This is a genomic window from Streptococcus equinus (assembly GCF_049393735.1).
Taxonomy (GTDB): Bacteria; Bacillota; Bacilli; order Lactobacillales; family Streptococcaceae; genus Streptococcus; species Streptococcus equinus_G.
The window spans coordinates 1,259,386-1,282,974 of sequence record NZ_CP185946.1 but is presented as its reverse complement, the minus strand read 5'-3'; the positions used below and the strand labels follow the sequence as shown (position 1 = coordinate 1,282,974).

Here is a 23,589-nt window from a genome sequence, read left to right as displayed (position 1 = left end):
TGTTATCAATATGATATAAAGGAGAAATAATGGAAACTAATTCAAAACCTCGCGGACGCCCTGCGACAGGTTTGAAACGTAATAAAAAAATAGCTATTAACTTTTCACAAGAAGAAATTGACTATATCAAATCTAAAGCAAAAGATCATGGTCTAAGTATTCCAAATCTTATTTTGAAAGCATTGAAAAACTTTTAAAATTTTATAGAAGATGAGGAATATAGTTTTGAAAAGGCTGCTGACGTTTTGGAAGCAATGAATCGTATTATTTAAGGAGAAAAACGGAAGCAAATAGCAAAGATATTGAATGGCTTTTAGAAAATGCAACACAATATCGCACTGTCAAAGAAACCGGTGTTACACAATCTAAAATTTCTGGATTAAAAACTGTAAAGTCAAGATTGAAAATCTTTCTCTCAGAATTGCTAGTAAATTAATAACTTTTTCTAAAAAACTTCAAGAAAACCCTTGAAAAGCTGATGTTGAACTTATTTTACAACCGCACCCGATTTTTTTCGGGTGTTTTTTAGTGTAATAAAACAAATGTCGGTTGTTTAATCGTCTTTTTTACTTTTGTGTACGATATTTGATATAATGGTGTCAGTATGAAAACAAGGAGAGAAAATTATGGCTTGTACAACTATATTAGTCGGCAAAAAAGCGTCTTATGACGGCTCAACAATGATTGCCCGTACAGAAGATTCACAAAGTGGTGATTTTACACCGAAACAATTTATCGTGGTTAATCCAGAAGAACAACCACGTCATTATAAATCAGTTTTATCTTCATTTGAAATCGATTTGCCAGATAATCCAATGCGCTACACTTCAGTGCCTGATGCGTTGCGTAAAGATGGTATTTGGGGTGAAGCAGGTATCAATGAAGCTAATGTTGCGATGAGTGAAACAGAAACAATCACAACAAATGCGCGTGTTTTGGGTGCTGATCCGCTCGTTGAATCAGGTATCGGCGAAGAAGATATGTTGACATTGGTGCTTCCATATGTTCGTACAGCGCGTGAAGGTGTAGAACGTCTTGGTGCGATTCTTGAAGAATACGGTACTTATGAATCAAATGGTGTTGCCATTTCAGACGTTGATGAAATTTGGTGGTTGGAAACAATCGGTGGTCACCACTGGATTGCTCGCCGTGTGCCAGATGATTGCTATGTGACAAATCCTAACCAACTTGGAATTGATCACTTTGAATTTAACAACCCAGATGATTACATGTGTTCAAGTGATTTGCGTGATTTTATCGATGATAATAACTTGGATTTGACTTACTCAAATGAACATTTCAACCCTCGTTATGCCTTTGGTAGTCAACGTGATAAAGACCGTCATTATAACACTCCACGTGCTTGGGCAATGCAACGTTTCTTGAATCCAGAAATCAAACAAGATCCACGCAGTTTCTTTATCCCATGGGCACAAAAACCATACCGTAAAATTACTGTCGAAGATGTGAAATATGTCTTGAGTAATCACTATCAAGACACTGAATTTGACCCATATGGACCAGAAGGTGATGCTGTTAGCCAACGTACTTTCCGTACAATCGGTATCAATCGCACAAGTCAAACAGCTATTCTTCAATTGCGTCCAGATCAACCACACGACACAACAGGTATCCAATGGTTGGCATATGGCTCAATGCCATTTGGAACAACGGTGCCATTCTTTACTCAAATTTCTACAACACCAGAATATTTTGCAAATACTGGCGAAAATGTTTCTACAGATTCATTCTACTGGGCGAACCGCTTGATTGCTGCGATTGCTGATCCACATTTCCACCAACATGAAGGTGATATTGAAGCTTATGTTGAAAAAACAATGGCAGCAGGACATGCACGCATCAAACGTGTTGATTGTGCTATGGCAAATGGTGAAAGTGTCGATTTCGATGCTGAAAACCAAGCTATGAGTGATTACATCCAAGAAGAAACTCAAAAACTTTTGAATAAAATTCTTTTTGATGCAAGCAATCTCATGACAAACCGTTTCTCAGTAAGCGACTAATTGTTCAATCCCTTGAAGTTTTCAAGGGATTTTTACTTTTTAAGCAAAAAATGCTTGCAAAAAACTAAAAGTTCAGATATACTTTACTGGTAAACTATTAACTTAACTAGTTAAGAAAAGGAGCCGTCATGAAGAAGAAATTTCTTTTGTTCATAAATTTACTTGCGCTTTTGTTTGCATGGCAAGTTAGCCATATCAAGCAAGTTGCAGCAGATGACAAGATTAAGGTTGTGACAACTTTTTATCCTGTCTATGAGTTCACCAAAGCTGTCACAGGAGATTCAGCCGATGTGTCAATGCTGATTAAAGCAGGAACTGAGCCGCATGATTTTGAACCATCTACAAAAAATGTCGCAACGATTTCTGATGCTGACATGTTTGTTTATTTAGATGACAACATGGAAACATGGGTTAAAAAAGTTCAAAAATCAATTAATTCTGATGATTTGACTGTTGTCAAATCTACTGGTGATATGCTTCTGATGGCTGGCACTGCTGAAGAAGAGGAAGAAGGTCATGAAGGTCACAGTCATGAGTATGACCCGCATGTCTGGTTATCACCAAAACGTGCTGTGACGTTGGTTGAAAATATCCGTGATGCTTTCGTAGCAAAATATCCTGATAAAGCTGAAACTTTCAAAACTAACAGTGCAGCTTACATTGAAAAGCTTAATGATTTAGATAAAAAGTATTCAGATGCTTTATCAAATGCTAAGCAAAAAAGTTTCGTCACTCAGCACGCCGCATTTGGTTACTTAGCACTTGATTATGGATTGAATCAAATTCCAATTACTGGTGTGTCAGCTGAATCTGAACCTTCAGCAAAACGTCTAGCAAGCCTTACAAAATATGTCAAAAAATACGACATCAAATACATTTACTTTGAAGAAAATGCCTCAAGCAAAGTTGCAGCAACTTTAGCAGACGAAGCTGGAGTTAAAACAGCTGTGCTAAATCCGCTTGAAAGTTTGACAACAAAAGAAATCAAAGCAGGTGAAGATTACTTCACTGTGATGAAAGATAACTTAAAAGCTTTGCGATTGACAACAGATGTCAAAGGTAAAGAAATCAAGGCTGAAACAGATGACACCAAAACAGTTCAGCACGGCTATTTTAAAGATAAAGATGTCACTGACCGTAAACTAACAGATTGGTCAGGAACATGGCAATCTGTATACCCATATCTGCTTGATGGTACGCTTGATGAGGTTTGGGAATATAAGGCAGATGCCTCAAAAGGTGAACAAACAGCCCAAGAAGTCAAAGATTATTACACAACTGGTTACAAGACTGATGTTGAAAAAGTCGTCATTGACGGTAAGAAAAACACCGTTACCTTCGTTCAAAACGGTGAAGAGCACAAATATACTTACAAATATGTAGGTTACAAAATTTTGAAATACGAAAAAGGAAATCGTGGTGTTCGTTACCTGTTTGAAACAAAAGATGATAATGCTGGTAACTTTAAGTACATTCAATTTAGTGACCACAATATTTCATCAACAAAAGCAGAACATTTCCACTTATTCTGGGGAAGCACTAGCCAAAAAGCCATTCTAAAAGAAATGGATAACTGGCCAACTTACTTCCCAGCAAGCGAGTCAGGTCAAGAAATTGCTCAAGACCTTGTTGCTCATTAAGATTAAAAGGTTTGAATCACTTGATTCAGACCTTTTTTGATTATATGAAGATGAGTTTTTGTACGTTGTCAGTCCTTGAAATCTTTGCTATAATTGAAACAAGATAGCACTTACATTTTAGGAGGCCACGTGAAAGAAAAACAAGTTACGAAATTCTTTTTAGCTTGTTCGACCTTAGTTACTTGCATTACTCTTGGGATTAATCTCACTTTTAGGCATGCTGCTCACGCTGTAATTGCTGAAAACGGTGAGGTTTCACCAACTGCAACTGCAGATTTTATTGCAAGTGTAGGAGAAACAGCTCGACAAATTGGTCAAGAACGAAATCTTTATGCTTCAGTGATGATTGCACAAGCTGTTTTAGAATCAAATAGTGGTCAATCCGCACTTAGTCAGCAACCTTATTATAATTTTTTTGGTATTAAAGGGGCTTACAATGGTAGTTCAGTGACTATGCAGACATGGGAAGATGATGGTAGTGGCTACACTTACGAAGTTGACCAAGATTTTCGTTCGTATAGCAGCTTATCTGATTCGCTCAACGATTATGCTAATTTACTTAGTTGGGATTTTTATGCTGATACCTGGAAATCAAATACCACATCTTATCAGGATGCAACAGCAGCACTCACAGGTCGATATGCAACAGATACAGCATATGCTGATAAATTAAATGCTCTTATCGAACAGTATGGTCTAACAGCATATGATGATCCAGTCGTTGTTGAAGAGAGTCAGACAAATAGTGAACAGACAACTGACCCGAATCATGTTTGGAATAAGTACCGAGGTTCGTACACAAGCAAAGACATATTAGCAGAAGATGAGGCGTGGATAGCTTATATCAGTTAAAAGACGTTGGCTTTCGAGTTGACGTTTTTTGTATAACAAAAAAGCCAGCTCTTAGAAGAGTTGGCTTTTTCTGTAGTAAAATGCGGTTTATTATTTTGTGAAACCGTATTTTTTGTTGAAGCGATCCACACGACCATCTGCTTGAGTGAATTTTTGGCGACCAGTGTAGAATGGGTGAGAATCTGATGAGATTTCCACACGTACTAGTGGGTAAGTAGCGCCTTCAAATTCTACAGTTTCGTCAGAAGCTTTTGTAGAACCGCTAAGGAATTTGTAACCAGTAGTTGTGTCCATGAATACTACTGGACGGTATTCTGGGTGGATGTTTTGTTTCATTGTTAAAAGATTTCCTTTCTGCCATGGCGCTTTTCCGCACCATAGTTATTTTAACTTCTTTAGTTTATCAAATAAACTAATTTTTGACAAGACTTTTGTGCAAAATAATTGAATTGAAATGGAAATGTTATAAAGTTCAGTCTGGTAAGGTTAAATCGTGTTTTTACTCAGCTAGCAAATCTTTAATTTCTTGGTAGATTTGTTCGTTTTCTTCTAGGCTATAAGAATTAGCTCCGCTGGCAAGCGGGTGTCCTCCGCCGTCATGACGTTTGGCAATTTCGTTGATGACTTTTGTTTTACTGCGCAAGCGGACACGGTAGTTTCCATTTGCTTGTTCGACAAAGATTGCCCATGATTGGACACAATCAATGCGACCTGGTGCACCAACGATAGCAGATGTTTCAGCTTCTGTGACATTGTATTTTTTCATTGTTTCTTGTGTCAAGATAACACGCGCAGCACCATTGTCATCAACCTCTAAGTTATCATAAACAAAGCCTTGAAGTTTAGCAATTTTAAATGAAATAGAATCCATTTGGCGAGCAAGGCTAGAAAAGTCAAAGTCGTACTCGCGAAGTTTACTTGCAATCATGAAGGTTTTGCTGCTTGTGGCTGGGTAAAGAAAACGTCCAGTATCTCCAACGATACCTGAGTATAGCAAGCGAGCAGCCTCGTTAGAGAGGGGTAAGCCAGTAGAGAAAGCAAAATCAGAGATGATTTCGCTGGCGCTTGAGGCGTTAGTATTGACGTACAAGAGGTCGCCATAAACATCTTCGTTAGGGTGGTGGTCAATCTTGATGAGACAATTGCCTTTTGTATAGCGCTCATCGTCGATACGTGGAGTGTTTGCTGTGTCAGTGACAATGACCAGAGCCCCATCGTAGTCGCTGTCAGACACTTCATCCATTGTCGTAATCCATGCAAGAGTTGGCTCATCAAAACCAGTTGCCAAAACTTTTTTAGTTGGGAAATTGTGTTTGATGAGTTCACGCAAACCAGCTTGGCTACCTAGTGCGTCTGGATCAGGACGTTGATGACGGTGAATGATAATGGTATCGTAAGCTTTTATCTTTTCTAAAATTTCTTCAAATGTATTCATAGTTTGTTCCTTTACAAGTTGAGATTTATTTTATTATAGCATGAAAAAGAGCATTATTTAAACCTCTCATCTCTCTTCACGTGGTGATTTACCAAAATGTTCACGGTATTTTTTGTAAAAGTAGTTTTTATTTGAAAATCCGACGTTTTGGGCGATTTCGTAGATTGGCATGCGCGTGGATTTCAAAAGGAGCTGTGCTTTCATCAATTTTCGCTGATTGATAAGTTCAGTAAAAGTTGAGCCAGATTTATCTTTGATGAGATTACTAAGGTAATTTTTATTGAAATTAAGTTGATTCGCCAAATCAGCTAGTGTCAACTCTTGATAGTGTTCATCGATAAGTCGGAGGACCTGAAGATATGGTGTTTCTTCTAGCTCGATTTTTTGCTCTTGATCAAGTCTTCCCATAGTACGAGCAATTTCATAAAAAAGGATTGGTAAGTAGTGGCTAATGATTTCTTGAGAAAAATCATTTGGAATAAAATATTCAGTCATCATTTGTCTTAAGATTTGCTGGATGTGCTTGTTATTTTTTGTTGGTAAAACAAGGTAATTAAGTTGATGACTTTTTGTTGAATTAGCTAGTAATAGTTGATAAAGTAGACTATTTTGCCCTTGAAGTTGTGTTAACCAATTTAGGGAAACATTGCTGTTTTGAAAAAGAATGTTAATCAAAATATCCTCTTTTCCGAGTGCTGAAATGGAGTGTTTACTCCCAGAATCCATCAGCAAAATATCGCCCTCGTTTAGGGTAAAATCTTTGCCATTAATCACCTGATGGCAGCTTCCTTTGAACATAAAATTAAGTTCTAAAAATTGGTGAGAATGCTCAGGATAATCAGCGTAGCGATTGTGTTTTGAGATGTGAATGTCTTTATTGTCAAAAAACAAGGTGTTTGGCAGTTGCAAGACGCCATCAATAATTTTTGTATCTTTTAAGTCTGGGATAAATCCTAGACTTTTTTGTCTTTTTTCGTGTTCAGTTTCTTTTAATAGTAAGTCTTCGAGGTTCACTGTAAAATACTCCATATTTATATCTGTAAATTTGATACGATTAGTCTTTCTATCTGCTATTGTACCATAAAATAAAATAGTGTTAAATATAAATGTAAACGGTTAACACAGAAAGGAGATAAGTGATGACATATCATGTAGCCATTGATATTGGAGCTTCAAGTGGTCGAGTTATTCTCGCTGATACATCTGCAAAGCTTGAAGTAAGAGAGATTCACCGTTTCAAAAATGGCTTTGCTAAAAGTAATAATCATGATCGTTGGAATATTAATCATTTGATTGATGAGATTTTTCTTGGCTTAGAAAAAGTTAAATCATGCGGGGTAGACACCTGTACAATTGGTATTGATACTTGGGCAGTTGATTATGTTTTGTTGGATGAAAATGACGATTTACTTGCTGACCCGATTGCTTACCGTGACACACGAACTCAAGGTGTCATGAAAAAAGTTTTTGAAAAAATTTCTAAAGATGAAATTTATCAAAAAACAGGCATTCAATTTTTGAATTTTAATACCTTGTATCAATTGTGTGCCGAAGATAGGGAATTACTTGCAAAAGCTAAAACGATTCTTATGATTCCTGATTATATAGCCTATCGTTTGACTGGTAAAAAGGTCGGTGAAGTGACAAATGCCTCAACGACTCAATACTTAAATGTTCATAGTCGCTCTTACGACCAGGACTTGCTTGATTTAGCTAGTATTGATTCAGGAAAATTGCCAGAATTGATTGAAACAGGAAGCATCATTGGAAGATTGTCTTCTGACTTGTATGCCAAGTATAATTTGCCAGAAGCAACAGTTGTAGCAGTTGCCACACATGATACAGCGTCTGCTGTTGTTGGTGTTCCGGCAGTAAACAAAAATTGGGCTTATCTATCAAGCGGAACATGGTCTTTGATTGGTGCTGAAAATCACGATCCATTACTTAGCCAAGCTGCTTTAGAATATAATTATACCAACGAGTGGGGAGCTTATAAAACTTATCGCTTCTTAAAGAATATCACTGGTATGTGGGCGGTACAAGAAATCGCTCGTATGCTTGATTATCAGTATACTTTTGCTGAAATGGCAGAGCAGGCTTACCAAGTTGAACCATTCTTGCAGTATGTGAATTTAAATGATGAGCGGTTTACAAATCCTGATAACATGATTACTGAAATTCAAGATTATTGTCGGGAAAGTCATCAGATTGTTCCAGAAACCGTCGGCGAACTAATCATGTGCGTCTATTCCAATTTGGCTCTTGCTTATGCGCATGAGTGGACAGTCCTTGAAAAATTACTTGGTCATAAATTAGACGTTTTGCATATCGTAGGTGGTGGTAGTCACGTTAAATTGCTCAATCAACTGACGGCAGATGTCATTGGCAAACCAGTAGTAGCTGGTCCTGGTGAGGCAACAGCACTTGGAAATATCATGGTTCAGATGATAAGTTCTGGAGAGTTACATGATTTGAAAGAGGCAAGAGAGTGGCTCAATAAGCAAGGAATATTTGAGCGTTATGAACCGCGTCCAATTGCGGATCGAGGTCACTTAGAAATTTATAAAAAAACAGTATTTCAATAAAAAAGGATAAACATATGACAACTAAAGAAACAATTAAAAAAGCTTATGAAGCAGCAAAGGCTCGCTACGCAGCAGTTGGCGTTGATACTGATGCTGTTCTTGAAAAATTACAAAATGTCAAAATCTCAATGCACTGCTGGCAAGGTGATGATGTCAAAGGATTTTTGACGCCAAATGGCGAATTGACAGGAGGTATTATGTCAACTGGCAATTACCCAGGAGCAGCTCACACGCCAGATGAATTGCGTGCTGATCTTGAAAAAGCATATTCACTTATCCCAGGTAAACACAAACTTAATCTCCATGCGATTTACCTTGATACAGATGAAGCTGTTGACTTGGATGAAATTGAGCCAAAACATTATGAAAAATGGGTGAATTGGGCTAAAGAACAAGGTATTGGACTTGATTTTAACCCAACATTTTTCTCACATCCTATGATGAAAGATGGCTTTACACTGTCTCATCCTGATAAATCAGTGCGCGATTTTTGGATTGAACACGGGAAACGTAGCCGTCGAGTGGCAGAATATTTTGGTAAAGAGCTTGGTGAAACTTGCTATACCAATTTCTGGGTGCCAGATGGCTTTAAAGATAACCCGATTGATAGATTAGCACCACGCAAACGCTTGATGGAGTCGCTAGATGAAATCTTTTCTGAAGAAATTGATGAAACATACAACGTCGATACTGTTGAAAGTAAGCTTTTCGGACTTGGAGCAGAAGCATACACTGTTGGCTCACATGAATTTTACATGGGCTATGGTTTAACACGTCACAAAACAATTTTGCTTGATGCGGGACATTTCCACCCAACAGAAGTCATTTCAAATAAAATTTCTTCACTTGCCTTATTTAGTGACCGTTTGATGCTTCACGTATCTCGTCCAGTTCGTTGGGATTCTGACCACGTTGTGATTATGGACGATGAGTTACAAGAAATCGCTAAAGAGATTGTTCGCAATGATTTGCTTGAACGCACAGCGATTGGTCTTGATTTCTTTGATGGTACGATTAATCGAATTGCTGCTTGGGTTGTTGGGACACGTAATGCCCAAAAAGCACTTTTGAAAGCTATGCTTGAGCCAACGCAAGAATTGAAAGACTTGGAAAATCATTTTGACTTTACATCACGTTTGGTGCTTACAGAAGAGTTAAAAGATTTCCCATACAGTGATGTTTGGAATTACTTCTGCCTTAAAAATAATGTGCCAGTTGGACTTGATTGGTTTGAAGAAGTTAAAGACTATGAAGCAAAAATTTTAGCAGAACGCAATTAATTTTCAGTAAAAAAAGGAGTAAAAATGACTAAATTTGTAGAATCATCATTTGTAAAAAATATGCGTGAAGTAACACGAGAATCTTATCTTCGTTACTGGGATGAACGTAATGGTGGCAATGTTTCTTACCGTTTATTAGCTGAAGAGGTTGAGCAATTTGAAGATGTTTCAAAAGTAAAACGTAGCTACTCTCTTGGGTTTGATGCTTCAGTTTTAGCAGGTTATTATTATCTTGTTACTGGTACTGGTTGCCATTTTAGAAATGTTTATGACAATCCTGAACGCGATCTTGGTTTGGTCAAAATCTCTGATGACGGAAAAGCTTACGAAATTGTTTGGGGATTTGAGGCGGGTGGACGTCCAACTTCAGAATTTCCAAGTCACTTGATGAGTCATATCAAGCGCCTGAAAGCCAATCCTGAACAACGTGTTGTTTTCCACTGTCACCCAACAAATTTGATTGCTTTGTCATTCACGCAAGAATTATCAGAACGTCACTTGTCACGTCTACTTTGGAAAATGCAAGCTGAGTCAATTGTTGTTTTCCCAGAAGGAATCGGTGTCATTCCGTACATGACTCCTGGAACAACTGAAATTGGTGAAGCTACTGCAGCTAAAATGTCAGAATATCAAGCGGTTCTTTGGCCACATCACGGATTATTTGCTTCAGGAACATCACTTGATGACACTTACGGTCTTGTAGAAGTCCTAGAAAAAGCAGCCATGATTTACTCACAAATCAGTGCTCAAGGTGGAAAAATTCAACAAGAAATTACAGATACTCAACTACGTGAAATCGCAGATTATTTCAAAGTAGCTCCTCATGAAGGTTTCTTAGATTAAGCCGTTAAAAGAAAACTCTCCTCAAAAAGAAAGCCAGCCCATTAGGGTTGGCTTTTATTATGGCTTATTTAATCTTTCTACGACTTGCTTTATTGATGGTCATTGTGGCATCGCCTGTGACATAGATACCTTGGACATCGCCAGTATTTAGTGCTGCGATTGCTTCATTTGAGAAGTGCATGGCATTGACACTGAATGTGATTTCTTTTGTGTCAGTTTTGGCAGTGAAAATTTTATTTTCTTTTGTGTTAGTGAGGCTGAGTTCTGTTGGTAATTCAGATAGTTCACCTATTTTTTCTTTTATTTCGATATCAAGCACTCTAAGGTGTTTGTAAATAGCAAAGCTATCTTCTGATTTCTCAATCATAAGAGCAGTGTAGTGATTAGAGTTAATCATGACTGCTAAGCCAAAAGCACCGCTATTAAGTTTGCTGTTTTGGTTAAGTTCGATTTGGAAGATTTCGTCGTGTTCTGTTTGGCGAACAGCAAGAAAACTTGGAACGCCAAGCCCGTCTAACTTTTCAGTTGAACCAGTAAGAGTTAGTGTATTTTTTTTAAAAATAATGCGGCTAGCTAAGCTGTCACGTAAGCTAATCCATTCAGGATTAAGTTCAGTAGTTTCAAAGGTATCAACAAAATCAGTTGCTTTTTGTTCGGAAAGAATCTTTGCGTGTTCTGGAAAAGCTGTCATATTAACTGTTTGAGTTGGCGTGCCATTGTTAATGACAGGCCAATCACCTGACCAATCAACGGGATATAGTAGTGTTTCGCGTCCGATATTTGTGTATTGGACAAAGCCAACACTAGCTGGTTGCGTTCCAAGGCAAGTTAACCACCAATTACCAAATTGGTCTTGGAAAAGGTCGGCATGTCCGATGTTTTGGAGTGGTTGTTCAGCACGATCACGATTAGTAAAAAGAGGAGTGCAAGGAGCAGCTTCGTCGTAAGGTCCCCAGAGATTTTTACTTCGAAACATAGTAATCATATGACCAAGTCCAGTCCCGCCTTCAGCAAGAAGAAGGTAGTAGTAACCGTCTTTTTTGATAATGTGAGGCCCTTCAACATCACGTCCACCAGAGCCGTAAGAAAGAATTTCAGCTTGTTTAAGTGTTTGTCCTGTGGTGATGTCAATTTCAATTTGACGGATGGCTTTTTGACCATTTTCAAGGTAGCCAGTGAACTGGACGTATGCTCTATCATCTTCAAAATATAAGTCTGGGTCAATTCCTGGAAAATCAACTTCAATGCGGTTGTTCTCCCAGATAATACGTTCTTTATCTGAGCTCAATTTTCCACGAATAATGAAGTTTTTCCATTCAGCAAAGTTTGTGGTAATGACGTAGAAATAGCCTTTGTGATAGCGAATGCAAACGGCAAAAATGCCTTCGTTAGATTTAGCCTTGCGTAAGTCAGCTTGGTTATGATTTTTAGCGATACTAGGCAATTTTGTCCAGTTAAGAAGGTCTTTTGATTTTGACAGAGCGATGCCTGGATAGTATTCAAAAGTTGAGTTAACAAGGTAAAAGGTATCATCGACACGAACAATAGATGGGTCTGGGTACATGCCACGAACAATTGGATTTTGGTAAGAAGTAATAGTCATCATAAATTCCTTTCAATAAAAGCCGAGTGATTAACTCGGCTGTGTTTAGTTGTGATTATAATTTTTCCAAGCTTCTAGAATATCTTGATAATTTAAGTCAGCTGTGCTGTTAAAGCGTTTATCAGCATGATTGAGCTCATCGCCACCAACACCGATGGAAACACTGCCTGCACTGTTGATTGCTTTAACTCCAGCAACAGAATCTTCAATACCTACGCAATCATAAGGAGAGATATTTAAAGCAAATGCTGCCGCTAGAAAAATATCTGGAGCAGGTTTTCCTGCTGTGACTTTTGCAGGATCTGCAATAGCATCAAAGTAATCTGTTAGACCGAGTTTTTCAAGAATGAGTGGTCCATTTTTGCTAGCAGAAGCAAGTGAAATCTTGATGTTGTGCTTTTTGAAATCATCAAGCAAATCCTTGATACCTGGAAGAATATCTTTTTCAGAAAGAGCATCTAGAGCTTTAACGTAAGCTTGATTTTTCTCAGCAGCCAAGGCTGTGAATTTTTCATGAGAGACTTGAATGCCTAAAAAATCTAGAATGATGTGCAGAGAATCTTCTCGACTAACACCTTTTGTTTTCTCTTCTAGTTTATCAGGTAATTCAGCATTAAAATGTTTTTTTACTAAATGGCGCCAAGCTGCAAAATGATAGACTGCAGTATCAGCAATAACGCCATCAAGATCAAATAATACACCTTTCATGACTTAATCCTTTCTTTGAGATTTAACTGGTGTTGCTTCGAGAAGTTCAGCAATTTTAGCAAGATTTTCTTGGGAGATTGTGATAAATGGCAAGATTTCATTTAATTTTGCAAGAGATAGTTTGCCAAGTCCACCGTTGACGGCATCTGGGTCATTACGGAAAAAGTCAAGGACAGGATCAATTTGGTCAATTTTTTCTACTAAGTAGCTGTCCGCCATAATTTCTGCTGCTGGAGTGTCAGCAGAATAGCGTTCAATATAATCTTGGGTTGGTCGGTAGCTAATAGTATAAGTGCCTGCTGTCAAATCAAATTGTCCCCCAAGGTGTTCTTTGTTGTTAATGAGAACTTTACGATTTTTAGAACGAGGGAGTGTCACATGTGATGTGCTACCAAATGGCACTGTTAAGGTCATGTTAATTGTGTGGTTATTATCACTTTCAATTTCGTAAGCGACAGCGATTTTGCCATAAGGAGAGTCAAAGTAGCCGCTAACTTTGTTGAGACGGGCGTCAAATTCTGGTGCCAAGTCAAATTCTTGGTAGCCTTTTTGAGGATTTCGAATTCCTAAAACGTATTTATAAGCCCATTCCATGATGGCTCCGATTGAATAGTGATTGAGTGAATTCATTCCTTCAGGATTCATTGAACCGTCTGGCATGACAGAATTCCAGCGTTCCCAGATAGTGGTTGCGCCAAGGTTGACAGCGTAGAGCCATGATGGATAATCTTCGTGAAGAAAGATAGTGGTTGCTAGTTTGTGGTGACCATATTTTGAGAGCATTTGGTTAGCGTATGGTGTGCCGACAAAGCCAGTTTTTAGGTGATTGTCGTCTTTACCAAGTCTATTAACGAGGTCGCTAACTACTCGACTAGTTTGTTCTTCAGGAATAAGGTTAAATTGAAGAGCTAGAGCGTAAGCTGTTTGGGTATCAATGGTTAAACGGCCATTTTTAGAAATATATTCATCGTTGATGGCTGTTTTAATAGCTTGTGAAAGTTCGGCATACTTGCTGGCATCAGCAGAATTTCCCATCAGTTTAGCTGTTTCAGAGACAATGTATGCTGAGTAATAGTAGTAAATAGATGCAATAAAGTCTTCGTCAGTTTTTCCTGTTGGCATGGCTGGATTTTCACCATCAAGGGCAAGCCAGTCACCAAATTGGAAACAATTTGTCCAGAGGTTTGGTGTTGATGTGTTGCGAGTAATCCAATCTACCCAATCACGCATTGAGTCATAATGTTCTGTGAGAATACTTGCATCTCCAGTTGCTTGGTAAGCATTCCAAGGAACAAAGGTAGTAGCGTCACCCCAGATAGCTCCTCCGCCATCGTCATTTCCAAATGCTGGCGCGTACATTGGTGCACGACCATCATTTAATTTTTGTTCAATAGCCACATCTTTTAGGAATTTACGATAAAAAGCGTAAGCATTCATGTTTAAAAGAGCAGTGTTGGAAAAGACATTGGCATCTCCAGTCCATCCAAGACGTTCGTCACGTTGCGGACAATCTGTTGGCGAATCAACAAAATTACTCTTTTGTCCCCAAATAACATTTTGAAATAAGCGATTAACTTTATCATTTTGCGTAGAAATGCTACCGGTACTTTCCATATCAGAGTAAATCACATCAGCTTTGAAGTCATTAGGATTAATGTTTTCAATGCCTTCAACTTTCATGTAACGGTAGCCGTAGTAAGTAAAGCTTGGTTGTACCCATTTTTCAACACCGTCAGAAATGTAGTCAAAAGCTGCGCGTGCTGTACGAAGGTTTTCACGATAGAAATTACCCTCTTGGAGAATTTCACCAACTTGAATATGAATTTTTGTACCTTTAGGAGTGCGGTTGTAGAAGCGGAAAAGCCCAGCATGGTTTTGTCCAAAATCAAGCACAGTTTCTCCTGCAGGTGTTTGAATCACTTCTTTGACATCAAGGGTTTCTTTGACAATAAGGGGGAGACTAAGTCGGTCAGATAGAATACTTTTATCTGCTTCACTGATAACAACTGGTTGCCAGTCTTTGATTTCAAGGGTGTCATCACGGTCTTCACCGTAGTAAATAGATGATTTTGTGACATTTCCTGCAGTTGTTTTCCAACTTTGGTCAGTGGCGATGATTTCTTTGCTACCATCTTCATAATCAATATGGTATTCAGCGATGGCACGGTGTTGGTCACCGTAGATGCATTTCATTCCTTCAATAAAGCCATAGGGTCCTTTAAACCAACCGTCAGCTGTTGAGATAAGCAAGTCGTGTTCACCTTTTTGAAGGTTCTCAGTGACGTCATAAGTTTGTACTTGAATCCATTGAGTGTAGTCGTCGACACCTGGAGCAAGAAATTCATTTCCGACTTTTTTGCCATCAATAAAGGTTTCATAAACACCAAGAGCGGTCATGTAAAGACGAGCTTTAGCAACTTTTTTAGAGATGTTTACGCTTTTGTGAAAAAGAGTATTTTGAATATCTTTGTCAGCATTTGTAATCCATTGTGCTCTAAAGGCTTCAGCCATTTTTCCGGTTTCAAAAAATGTTGAAGCGCTGATAATCTCACCAGATTCTCGTTTGATATTAATGATTACATCATAGCGAGTACGAGGACTTAAAGAAAAATCAGTTTCAAAAATGTTATTATCATAAGAAAGGAAATCAGTTTGATAATCTGTGATTCCTTGATGCGAGATGACTAATTGTTTTTCAATAGCTTCACTTGAAGGTGCGTCAATCTTAAAACTGATATGAAGACTATTCAATTGAAAACCAATTGGTTCAGTCATGTGATTAATAGTAATAGCTGTTATTTTCATAATTATCTCCTTAAAGTGCTGCGTTAAAGTCACCGCAAGTTGGGTCGACAGGGCTAATTCCTTGGAATTTTTCTTGTCCAGTCATTTTACGAATAACTGCTTTGACAGTTGCTTCATTTCCTGTGTAAGCATTGATGTAAGTTGAAAGATACGGAACGTCAAATAAGTGATATGGATTTGCAGTTGAGACAAATACTGTAGGAATTGCTTTTGCAAACCAAGGTGCATTTGCTGCCATTAGATGAATCCAATCAAGTCGTGTTGTGGTTTGATTAGAAGCAGTCTCGACGTTTGCGACATAGAAAGCAAGGTCAAATTTTTCCTTCAAATCACAAACGCCTTCTTCAAACATTTCATGGAAATCCATTTGGAATGGTGTTACTTCAAAACCAGCTTTTTCAAGTTCGTCTTTGAAAAGGTCAGAGACTTTGCCACCTTCTTTGAAACCACCGTCGTCTGAATCGCCAAGGACAACTAAGCGAATACGAGGAGTTTTTTCTGGGGAAATTGGAAGAAGCTGGTCACTGTCTTTGACAAGGGTGACAGATTGTTTAGCAATAGTTTCAGCGATTGCTTGATGTTCACTAGATTTTAAATCTAATGTTTCAGGAATGTCGATACCTAATGTTCCATCAGTGGTTAAAACTTTTTGTGCAACTTTAGTTGCAAGAATACGTGTGACAGCTTCGTTGAGGCGTTCTTCAGAGATAAAACCAGTTTCAACAGCTTCTGTGATAGCTTTGTAGTCTTCATCAATATTTTTATTGAAAAGAATCATATCAACACCTGCATTGATTGTGGCAGGAAGTAATTCTTTACGAGGGAGGATGACATTGTAGCCGACCATAGCTGTAGCATCTGTCATGGCAAGACCATTGAAGCCAAGTTCTTGTCGAAGAAGTCCATTAATCAAAAGTTTTGAAGCAGAAGCGGGACGGAAATCTTCAGTCGCAATATTAGGTTGCAATTTTCGTTCCCATGCTGGCTGATAAATATGTCCAATCATGATAGTTGAGATTCCTTGGTCGATAAAGGTTTTATAAATGTGCCCGTAAGTGCTTGACCAATCTTCAGCTGACAAACTATTGATACTTGATAGCAAATGTTGGTCGCGTTCATCAACACCATCACCAGGGAAATGTTTGATAACAGGGATAACATGGTTTTCTTCAAGCCCTTTTCGTTGTGCTTGTGCCATTTTGAGAACACGTTTAGGGTCTGAACCATAAGTTCTAGTATTTGTGATAGGATTGCGGAAGTTGTTGTCGATATCGACGATAGGAGCAAAAGACATGTTGCAACCAACTTGGTTAGCTTCATAACCAGCCACGTTTCCTAGTTGGAAAGCTGCATCAGTATTATCGGTAGCAGCCATCTGCATCGGCATGCCTAGCCATGTTCCTTCTGAGATAATGCCGTTACCCCCTGATTCTAGGTTTGCTGCAAAAAACAAAGGGTATTTACTGTGATTTTGAATTTGCTTGATTTGGCGCTTAATGTCAGCAGCTGGAGCAGGTCGGAACATCATGCCACCTGGTTTGTATTTATCGATAAACTCATCAAGGTCAACCATCTTTTCATCTTGACCAATCACAAAGAATAATTGACCAATTTTTTCACTAGTAGTCATTTGTTTGACTTGTTCAAGAACATAGTCGATTTCGTTTTGTGATAAATTGAAAGGTTTTGTTGTTAAATCAATCATATTATTTCTCCAAGTCTAAAATGTTTACGCTTACAGTTTATCTCAAAAAAATATGGGATACTATTGCTAAAATAAAGTAGTTTTGTGTCGATTTCACAGATTTTAATAAATGCACTTGTACTTTGATTTTATTTTACGTAAAATATGAAAAGATAATAATCTAAAAAGTCGATATGTTATTTGAAATACCTGTGAAAAGTCGATTTTGTTAGAAAGGGTCTCAAATATGGATGCAGCAATACTTGATTTATTACGTAAAAATAATCAAAAATCAATTGAATGGCAAGTGATAAAAGAAGGCTTTAATGCTGATATAGCAACGTATTTAGAAGATGAGCCAGTTTATAAATTTTATCAAACACTTACTGATGATTTGGAAGTGACAGCAAGTCCAATTGCTGTTTCTGTTCAGCCGGTGGAATCATATATTCCCTTTCACGTTCATAATTATGTTGAATTAGTGATTCCTATTTCTGGTTCATGTATCTTTGAATCTCGTAATGGAACTGTCGAAATCAGAGAAGAAGATATTATGATTGTCGGACGCGGAACGATTCACCGTGTTCATGAGATTTCACCTGAAACCATTGTCGTTAATATTACGCTGAAACCATCAGCTTTTTCTTATAATGACTTGAATTTCATGTTGCAGCCTGGTGGTGGGCAAAATATTTCAAACCTTTTATTTACGATTTTAAACAATGAGAATTACGGAGACGGGCAGTATAGTTTGTTTAAAATTGAGCACGATTCAAAAATTATTTCGTTGATTCATGACACGATTGAAGAGTACTATCAAAATGATATTCAAGGAAATCAAATTATTCATTTCAATATTTTGACGCTTTTTTCACGCTTGATTCGTCAATTTTACCACACGGATTATTCTCTAGAACAAACGAAAAAGCATCAAAATGTATTGATGCCAATGCTTCTTTATATCGAAGAACATTTTGTAGATATTACTCTGGAGAAAATGGCAGAGCATTTCGGGTTTAATCCAAATTATTTGTCGTCATACTTGAAAAAGAATACAGGATTAACTTTTATTAAGCTGGTTCATTTGCAGCGTGTCAATGTTGCTGCTGAGTATCTGCAATATACGAAAGCTTCGATTGAGCAGATTTCCTTGAAGGTTGGCTACGAAAATCCGTCTTATTTTTACAAGATGTTTCGAAAAGTTTTAGGAGTTTCTCCAAAAGAATATCGCCTAAAAAATAAATAAAGTACAAGATTAATTTTCTTGTACTTTTTTTGTTCGATATTGCTTAGGCGAGAGTTGGGTTTCGTTTTTGAAATAATGATAGAAGTAATTTTCTGATGAAAATCCAAGAGTATCTGCGATTTCTGCAACAGTCAAATTTGTCTTACAAAGTAGTTGTTTGGCTCTTTTTATGCGAACAGCCTTGGCATAGTTGATAATAGTCATATTGCTGTGCTTTTTCAACAAGCGATTAAGGTATTCAGAGTTGTAGTGTAGCAATTTTTCGATTTTTTTGCGCGTGATATCACCGTAATGTGTTTCAATCAAGCTAATTAAGCGACTTACTAGGTATTCTTCCTTGCTAAGGTCGATGTTGACTGGCTTAGCTTGGAAAGTATTAGGATTTTCAAGCTCTGTAAGAATACGAAGGACTAACCCTTTTTGAAAATACTCTGCACCGATTTTTGAAGTTGCAAGTTCAAGTTGTATGGCATCAAGTAAACGGTGAAAAATCTTATCATTTAAAGGAACGGATGGTGAAAATTCAATATAGCTGCGTTTCCAATCCTCTTTTCCCTCTAAATCATTTAATAAAAATTGAAAAATTTGTCCTTGTGTGGCTGTCGATTCTTTTAAGGGATTTAGAAGGTCTTTTAAAAATTTTTGAGAAAAATTGAGAAAGAGAACTTGTCCATTTTCGATGATTTCACTGTGAGCGATTCGTCGATTGAAAAGACAGCCTTGCCCAGCTTGGTAAAAGTACTCTTTATCCTCGATTTTATTAATAGCCGTACCAGATAGCACGTACATCAATTCAAACGAGTTGTTTTGGTGCAATATATCGACATTTTCAGAAATAAAATAGTGAATTTTTCCTTCTTGAACGTTGGTATAAAGGATTTTACCATCAATTTCTTTTTTATAAAAAAGTGCCAGAGGTGCTTGATTATCAAGCCTTGGCATATTATCTGTAGTAATCGAACTTTCTAAGTTTTGAAATTCATTTTTTATTGTTTCTAACATACAAGACTCTTTTCTAAGTTGATTTTTTACAGTAAAACGTTTTCAGTTTATTGGATATTCGTATTATAACACAAATTATTTTTGGGTAAAATACAATCAGAAATCAAAAGAAGGAGTCAGACATGAGAGAAAAAATAAGTTTAAACAAGTCATGGTTGTTTCATCTTGGAGAGTTAGCAAGGCCGCCTAAAAAAATGGCTAAGAAAGCTTATGCTTTTGGTGGCTTGACGTCGAGTTTGCCAGAAGAAAAGCAAGCTAGATTGCAAGTAAGCCCAGGCGGTACACACTTTTTGAAGTTGATTGCTCAGGGCGACACTGAGATTGGGTTAAGAAATCTTTGTGGGACTGATTTGGAAAGTCACTTAGATGATTCTTGGACACAAGTTGATTTGCCACACGATTGGAAAGTCACCTTACCTTATGAAGATAATCCGATAAATTTGATGGCAGGTTCAAAGCCTGATGGTGTGGCTTATTATCGTAAACGATTCGCTGTTACAGAAAATGCTAGATTGAACAAGCGAGTAATACTTCACTTTGAAGGGGTGAGTCGCTTTGTAGATATTTGGCTGAACGGTGCTTATCTTGGCCACAATAATAGTGGCTACAATTCTTTCTCATTTGATGTCAGTGAGATGCTTTATTATGGTGATGAAGGCGAGAATGTCTTACTGGTAAAAGCTGATACGACAGTTGGAAGCGAAGGCTGGTGGTATGAAGGAGCAGGAATTTACAAGGACGTTTACCTTGAGATAAAACCAGAAATTTATCTAAATGAAGATGATTTTTATGTCTATACAAAATCTCTGAAAGCTGATACGGCAGAGCTAGGCATCGAACTTTCAGTGACGAATGACAGTAGCAAATCAGTCAAAATCGCACCGCAAGTTTCTCTTTCAGACCGAGTCATTACATTTGATGAACAAGTGATTGCCCCACTTGCCACAGTAGCTTTTTCTAGTGAGCTGACTTTGGAAAATCCAAAAATCTGGTCACCAAAACATCCAAATTTGTATCACACAAGAGCAGAAATTTCTGGAGATAATCTTTCTAAAACTTTCGGTATCAGAACTTTTGCCTATGACCAATCTGGTTTTTATTTAAACGGTATGCCTTATGAACTACACGGAGTTTGTGAACACCAAGATTTTGCGGGAGTTGGAGTAGCTCTTTCTAAAGATATCATTGACTACAAGATTAAGGTCATGAAAGAAATGGGAGTCAATGCGTATCGAAGTGCTCACCATTTTGCTTCAAAAGAACTGTTAGAAGCCTGCGATAAATACGGTATCTTAGTTATGAATGAAAATCGTCTTCCAGAAGCAAGTCCATGGCGATTAGCTGATTTAGAAAAAATGGTCAAAAAAGCACGAACACATGCCTCACTTGCTTTTTGGTCAATCAGCAATGAAGAACTGATTGGAAATACTGTTTTTGGCAGTCGTAATGCCAAACGCTTTGCCAAATTGATAAAAGCACTCGACAATGAGCATTTGTTGGTATCTGCAGAATTATTGAGCCCAGAAGGATATGTAGATGAAGATTATCTAAAATATTTTGACATCCTTGGTGTAAATTATCCAGAAGCAGGTGTCATGGGAGCAGGTGCTGAGATTATTCATCAAAATCATCCTGACTTACCAATGATGTCAACTGAAAATGCATCTTATTTTTCTACTAGAGGAATTTATCGCGACAATGCAGATGCCTGCCAGTGCAATAACTTTGGTTCGATGTATTCCATGGTTTTGCCTGGAAAACGTCAGCCAGGTGATCCGGGTGTTGGAGGGACAGCTCACCCTGAAGAAGTCATGCAATATTTGAATGAACATCCATATATGGGCGGCGTTTTCCTTTGGACAGCTTTTGATTATTTTGGTGAACCTTCACCATTTGCTTATCCCGGAATAGGTTCACAATTTGGTATTTGTGACGTTAATGGCTTTCCAAAAGACTATTATTACTATTACAAAGCCTACTGGACTGATGCTCCGATGGTTCACGTTATGCCTCACTGGAACCAAGAAGGTTTAGAAATCGATGAGTTAGGAAAAACACTTGTTCGCGTCTTTTCAAACGCTGATTCGGTAGAAGTCTTTATTAATGGTGTTAGCCAAGGAAAAAAAGAAATTGTTGATTGCCAAGCAAACTATGATGTTACTTACCAAGCAGGTGAACTTAAAGTTTTAGCTTACAAAGATGACAAGATTGTTGCGCAAGATATTAAACATACCTCAGGAAAAGTAAATGATGTTTTGGCTACAAAACTTTATTCTGGAGATGACCTTGTATTATTTGAAATAACTGCTTTGGATGAGAATGGCTACGCAGTTCCAACAGCTTGTGATGACATTTTAGTTACAAGTGAGAAAGGAACAGTTATTGGCCTTGGCAACGGAAATCCAGCAGATATTTCGGAATACAGTCTAAGTGAGATTACTCTCTTCTCAGGTAAAGCGCTAGCTATTGTTTTCAAAGATGAAAACAATGAAGCAAAAATATCAGTTTCTTTTAAATCTGTGAAATAAACACAAAAGACCTAAGTATCGACTATAGAGAAAACGATTACAAAAACATATACTAAAATCACAGTCAAAATAAAATTTCAGAAAGGTAATACTACTATGAGTACTGCAAAAACAAAAATCGGTGTCGTTAGCATGGCTACTCTTGCCATGTCAGGTTCAGTTGCAGGTTCAGCCATTGCTGCTATCTCTGCAGATTTTCCTAACACTCCCATCTCAACTGTTCAGCTTCTATCTACACTCCCAGGATTAGGAGCTCTTATCATTACACTTATTGCAGGTCAATTGGCTATGCATGTATCAAAGAAAAACTTAGTTTTACTTGGTGTTGCTTTGGTGACAATTGGTGGTTTGATTCCAGCGTTTTGGAATAGCTCAATGATTGGCTTACTTGCTTGTTCAGTTATTTTAGGAACAGGTGTTGGATTTATTTCGACAATCAATCCGATGCTTTTATCTCAATACTTTGACGGTGAAGAACGCTCATCAATGATGGGAATCAACACTGGTATGACTTCACTTGGTTCAATGATTCTTATGGGTGTCGGTGGTGTGCTTGGTGGTCAAAACTGGCGCAATCTTTACTGGGTGTTTGCTGTCGGAATTTTAGTCTTTCTGCTAGTGTTAATCTGTCTTCCAAAAGATGAACCTGAAAAAGTAATGGTGACAGCTGACGGTAAAAAAGAAAAAGTATCAACAGTGGCAGTTTTGAAAGAATTACAAGCTCCTGTTTATATCATCATCTTCATTGCATTTCTTCTTGGAATTGCCTACACAGCTTATGCAGCAAACCTCTCAATTGTTGTCGCAGAACGTGGTGTTGGTGGTACAGCGATGACAGGTATCATTAATGCTGTTGGTACAATCGGAGGTATCGCAGCTGGATTTGGTCTTAAGTACATTCGAAAAGTGACAAAGCCAAATACACTTGCCTTTGGTTTCATCGCTTTGCTAGTTACACTTGTTTTGACTTACTTGTCAGCGAATCCATTTGTCTTGATGATTGCAGCTATTTTTGCAGCTATGGCTATGGTAATGGTTATGGCAACTTGCCCATTCTTGTTGTCAATGGTTTCTAAACCAGCTCAAATTCCAGTAGTTATGTCAGTTTACGCCTTTGTTAACTCACTTAGCTCAGCTATTGCCCCTAAATTAATTAGTCTTTTACATGTGCCAGCTGGTGTGCCATCATTTATCTTTGCTGGTGTGGTTTCTATTCTTGTTGCAGTTGTTCTTATCCTTACACGTTTTGGTGAAAAAGCCGAAAGCGGTGCCTTCATCCCAGACGGACGCGGAACAGCCGAAGAAGCCGCGCGTGCATAATATTAATTTTAGCCCTAGTTTCTAGGGCTTTTTG

Annotated in this window: 18 protein-coding genes; 10 read left to right on the top strand and 8 right to left on the bottom strand. The window is 37.8% G+C overall.

Annotated elements, in window-relative coordinates:
* Positions 1-29 precede the first annotated feature (29 nt).
* From ACNTMY_RS06355 to ACNTMY_RS06340, 4 genes are all read left to right on the top strand, one after another.
* Entirely contained in the window at positions 30-197 is a 168-nt protein-coding gene (locus tag ACNTMY_RS06355) for a hypothetical protein (protein WP_423215818.1), read from the top strand.
* 429 nt (positions 198-626) lie between these two features.
* Positions 627-2,024 carry a C69 family dipeptidase gene (locus tag ACNTMY_RS06350; protein WP_423215817.1) on the top strand — a complete coding sequence of 466 codons (1,398 nt, stop codon included), beginning with the start codon at positions 627-629 and terminating at the stop codon, positions 2,022-2,024.
* A gap of 128 nt (positions 2,025-2,152) precedes the next feature.
* Entirely contained in the window at positions 2,153-3,664 is a 1,512-nt protein-coding gene (locus ACNTMY_RS06345) for a zinc ABC transporter substrate-binding protein AdcA (RefSeq protein WP_423215816.1), read from the top strand.
* A 129-nt stretch (positions 3,665-3,793) separates the two neighbouring features.
* Entirely contained in the window at positions 3,794-4,516 is a 723-nt protein-coding gene (locus ACNTMY_RS06340; protein ID WP_423215815.1) for a glucosaminidase domain-containing protein, read from the top strand.
* A 90-nt stretch (positions 4,517-4,606) separates the two neighbouring features.
* Here the strand turns inward: ACNTMY_RS06340 and ACNTMY_RS06335 are convergent, their stop codons facing one another.
* The 3 genes from ACNTMY_RS06335 to ACNTMY_RS06325 form a co-directional block, all read right to left on the bottom strand.
* Positions 4,607-4,852, bottom strand: coding sequence for a type B 50S ribosomal protein L31 (locus ACNTMY_RS06335; protein WP_021142736.1), 246 nt, complete (start codon positions 4,850-4,852; stop codon positions 4,607-4,609).
* Positions 4,853-5,015: 163 nt separating this feature from the next.
* Complete coding sequence (locus tag ACNTMY_RS06330) at positions 5,016-5,951, bottom strand: DHH family phosphoesterase (RefSeq protein ID WP_423215814.1); 936 nt, start codon at positions 5,949-5,951, stop codon at positions 5,016-5,018.
* A gap of 66 nt (positions 5,952-6,017) precedes the next feature.
* Positions 6,018-6,980, bottom strand: coding sequence for an AraC family transcriptional regulator (locus tag ACNTMY_RS06325; RefSeq protein ID WP_423215813.1), 963 nt, complete (start codon positions 6,978-6,980; stop codon positions 6,018-6,020).
* A gap of 110 nt (positions 6,981-7,090) precedes the next feature.
* On the opposite strand from ACNTMY_RS06325, the gene rhaB reads away from it, so the two are divergent.
* From rhaB to rhaD, 3 genes are read left to right on the top strand one after another with little or no spacing between them, the layout of a single operon-like run.
* Positions 7,091-8,536 (top strand): rhamnulokinase, encoded by a 1,446-nt coding sequence (gene rhaB, locus ACNTMY_RS06320; RefSeq protein ID WP_423215812.1) that lies wholly within the window; start codon positions 7,091-7,093, stop codon positions 8,534-8,536.
* A 14-nt stretch (positions 8,537-8,550) separates the two neighbouring features.
* Complete coding sequence (rhaA, locus tag ACNTMY_RS06315) at positions 8,551-9,816, top strand: L-rhamnose isomerase (RefSeq protein ID WP_423215811.1); 1,266 nt, start codon at positions 8,551-8,553, stop codon at positions 9,814-9,816.
* Positions 9,817-9,840: 24 nt separating this feature from the next.
* On the top strand, positions 9,841-10,659 hold the full coding sequence (rhaD, locus tag ACNTMY_RS06310; protein WP_423215810.1) for a rhamnulose-1-phosphate aldolase: 819 nt from the start codon (positions 9,841-9,843) through the stop codon (positions 10,657-10,659).
* A gap of 64 nt (positions 10,660-10,723) precedes the next feature.
* Here rhaD and ACNTMY_RS06305 read toward each other — a convergent pair whose 3' ends face one another.
* From ACNTMY_RS06305 to ACNTMY_RS06290, 4 genes are read right to left on the bottom strand one after another with little or no spacing between them, the layout of a single operon-like run.
* Complete coding sequence (locus ACNTMY_RS06305) at positions 10,724-12,265, bottom strand: family 43 glycosylhydrolase (protein WP_423215809.1); 1,542 nt, start codon at positions 12,263-12,265, stop codon at positions 10,724-10,726.
* 42 nt (positions 12,266-12,307) lie between these two features.
* Positions 12,308-12,970 carry a beta-phosphoglucomutase gene (gene pgmB, locus ACNTMY_RS06300; protein ID WP_423215808.1) on the bottom strand — a complete coding sequence of 221 codons (663 nt, stop codon included), beginning with the start codon at positions 12,968-12,970 and terminating at the stop codon, positions 12,308-12,310.
* 3 nt (positions 12,971-12,973) lie between these two features.
* Positions 12,974-15,775: a family 78 glycoside hydrolase catalytic domain gene (locus ACNTMY_RS06295; protein ID WP_423215807.1), complete on the bottom strand. Its 2,802-nt coding sequence runs from the start codon at positions 15,773-15,775 to the stop codon at positions 12,974-12,976.
* A 10-nt stretch (positions 15,776-15,785) separates the two neighbouring features.
* A complete protein-coding gene (locus ACNTMY_RS06290; protein WP_423215806.1) occupies positions 15,786-17,480 on the bottom strand; it encodes a glycoside hydrolase family 3 protein in 1,695 nt (564 codons plus the stop codon).
* Between the two features lie 226 nt (positions 17,481-17,706).
* On the opposite strand from ACNTMY_RS06290, the gene ACNTMY_RS06285 reads away from it, so the two are divergent.
* On the top strand, positions 17,707-18,705 hold the full coding sequence (locus ACNTMY_RS06285; protein WP_423215805.1) for a helix-turn-helix domain-containing protein: 999 nt from the start codon (positions 17,707-17,709) through the stop codon (positions 18,703-18,705).
* Positions 18,706-18,714: 9 nt separating this feature from the next.
* On the opposite strand, the gene ACNTMY_RS06280 is transcribed toward ACNTMY_RS06285, so the two are convergent.
* Positions 18,715-19,707: a helix-turn-helix domain-containing protein gene (locus ACNTMY_RS06280; protein ID WP_423215804.1), complete on the bottom strand. Its 993-nt coding sequence runs from the start codon at positions 19,705-19,707 to the stop codon at positions 18,715-18,717.
* A gap of 122 nt (positions 19,708-19,829) precedes the next feature.
* Here ACNTMY_RS06280 and ACNTMY_RS06275 point away from each other — a divergent pair, with 122 nt between their 5' ends.
* Both ACNTMY_RS06275 and ACNTMY_RS06270 read left to right on the top strand, forming a co-directional pair.
* Entirely contained in the window at positions 19,830-22,235 is a 2,406-nt protein-coding gene (locus tag ACNTMY_RS06275) for a glycoside hydrolase family 2 TIM barrel-domain containing protein (protein ID WP_423215803.1), read from the top strand.
* A 96-nt stretch (positions 22,236-22,331) separates the two neighbouring features.
* A complete protein-coding gene (locus tag ACNTMY_RS06270; protein WP_045797735.1) occupies positions 22,332-23,555 on the top strand; it encodes an MFS transporter in 1,224 nt (407 codons plus the stop codon).
* Positions 23,556-23,589 lie beyond the last annotated feature (34 nt).

Coding starts and splice junctions, on each gene's coding strand:
- ACNTMY_RS06345 (WP_423215816.1), top strand. CDS start 2,153: ATGAAGAAGAAATTTCTTTTGTTCATAAATTTACTTGCGCTTTTGTTT.
- ACNTMY_RS06305 (WP_423215809.1), bottom strand. CDS start 12,265: ATGATGACTATTACTTCTTACCAAAATCCAATTGTTCGTGGCATGTAC.
- ACNTMY_RS06330 (WP_423215814.1), bottom strand. CDS start 5,951: ATGAATACATTTGAAGAAATTTTAGAAAAGATAAAAGCTTACGATACC.
- ACNTMY_RS06295 (WP_423215807.1), bottom strand. CDS start 15,775: ATGAAAATAACAGCTATTACTATTAATCACATGACTGAACCAATTGGT.
- ACNTMY_RS06325 (WP_423215813.1), bottom strand. CDS start 6,980: ATGGAGTATTTTACAGTGAACCTCGAAGACTTACTATTAAAAGAAACT.
- ACNTMY_RS06280 (WP_423215804.1), bottom strand. CDS start 19,707: ATGTTAGAAACAATAAAAAATGAATTTCAAAACTTAGAAAGTTCGATT.
- ACNTMY_RS06335 (WP_021142736.1), bottom strand. CDS start 4,852: ATGAAACAAAACATCCACCCAGAATACCGTCCAGTAGTATTCATGGAC.
- rhaB (WP_423215812.1), top strand. CDS start 7,091: ATGACATATCATGTAGCCATTGATATTGGAGCTTCAAGTGGTCGAGTT.
- ACNTMY_RS06285 (WP_423215805.1), top strand. CDS start 17,707: ATGGATGCAGCAATACTTGATTTATTACGTAAAAATAATCAAAAATCA.
- rhaA (WP_423215811.1), top strand. CDS start 8,551: ATGACAACTAAAGAAACAATTAAAAAAGCTTATGAAGCAGCAAAGGCT.
- rhaD (WP_423215810.1), top strand. CDS start 9,841: ATGACTAAATTTGTAGAATCATCATTTGTAAAAAATATGCGTGAAGTA.
- ACNTMY_RS06275 (WP_423215803.1), top strand. CDS start 19,830: ATGAGAGAAAAAATAAGTTTAAACAAGTCATGGTTGTTTCATCTTGGA.
- ACNTMY_RS06270 (WP_045797735.1), top strand. CDS start 22,332: ATGAGTACTGCAAAAACAAAAATCGGTGTCGTTAGCATGGCTACTCTT.
- ACNTMY_RS06355 (WP_423215818.1), top strand. CDS start 30: ATGGAAACTAATTCAAAACCTCGCGGACGCCCTGCGACAGGTTTGAAA.
- ACNTMY_RS06290 (WP_423215806.1), bottom strand. CDS start 17,480: ATGATTGATTTAACAACAAAACCTTTCAATTTATCACAAAACGAAATC.
- ACNTMY_RS06350 (WP_423215817.1), top strand. CDS start 627: ATGGCTTGTACAACTATATTAGTCGGCAAAAAAGCGTCTTATGACGGC.
- pgmB (WP_423215808.1), bottom strand. CDS start 12,970: ATGAAAGGTGTATTATTTGATCTTGATGGCGTTATTGCTGATACTGCA.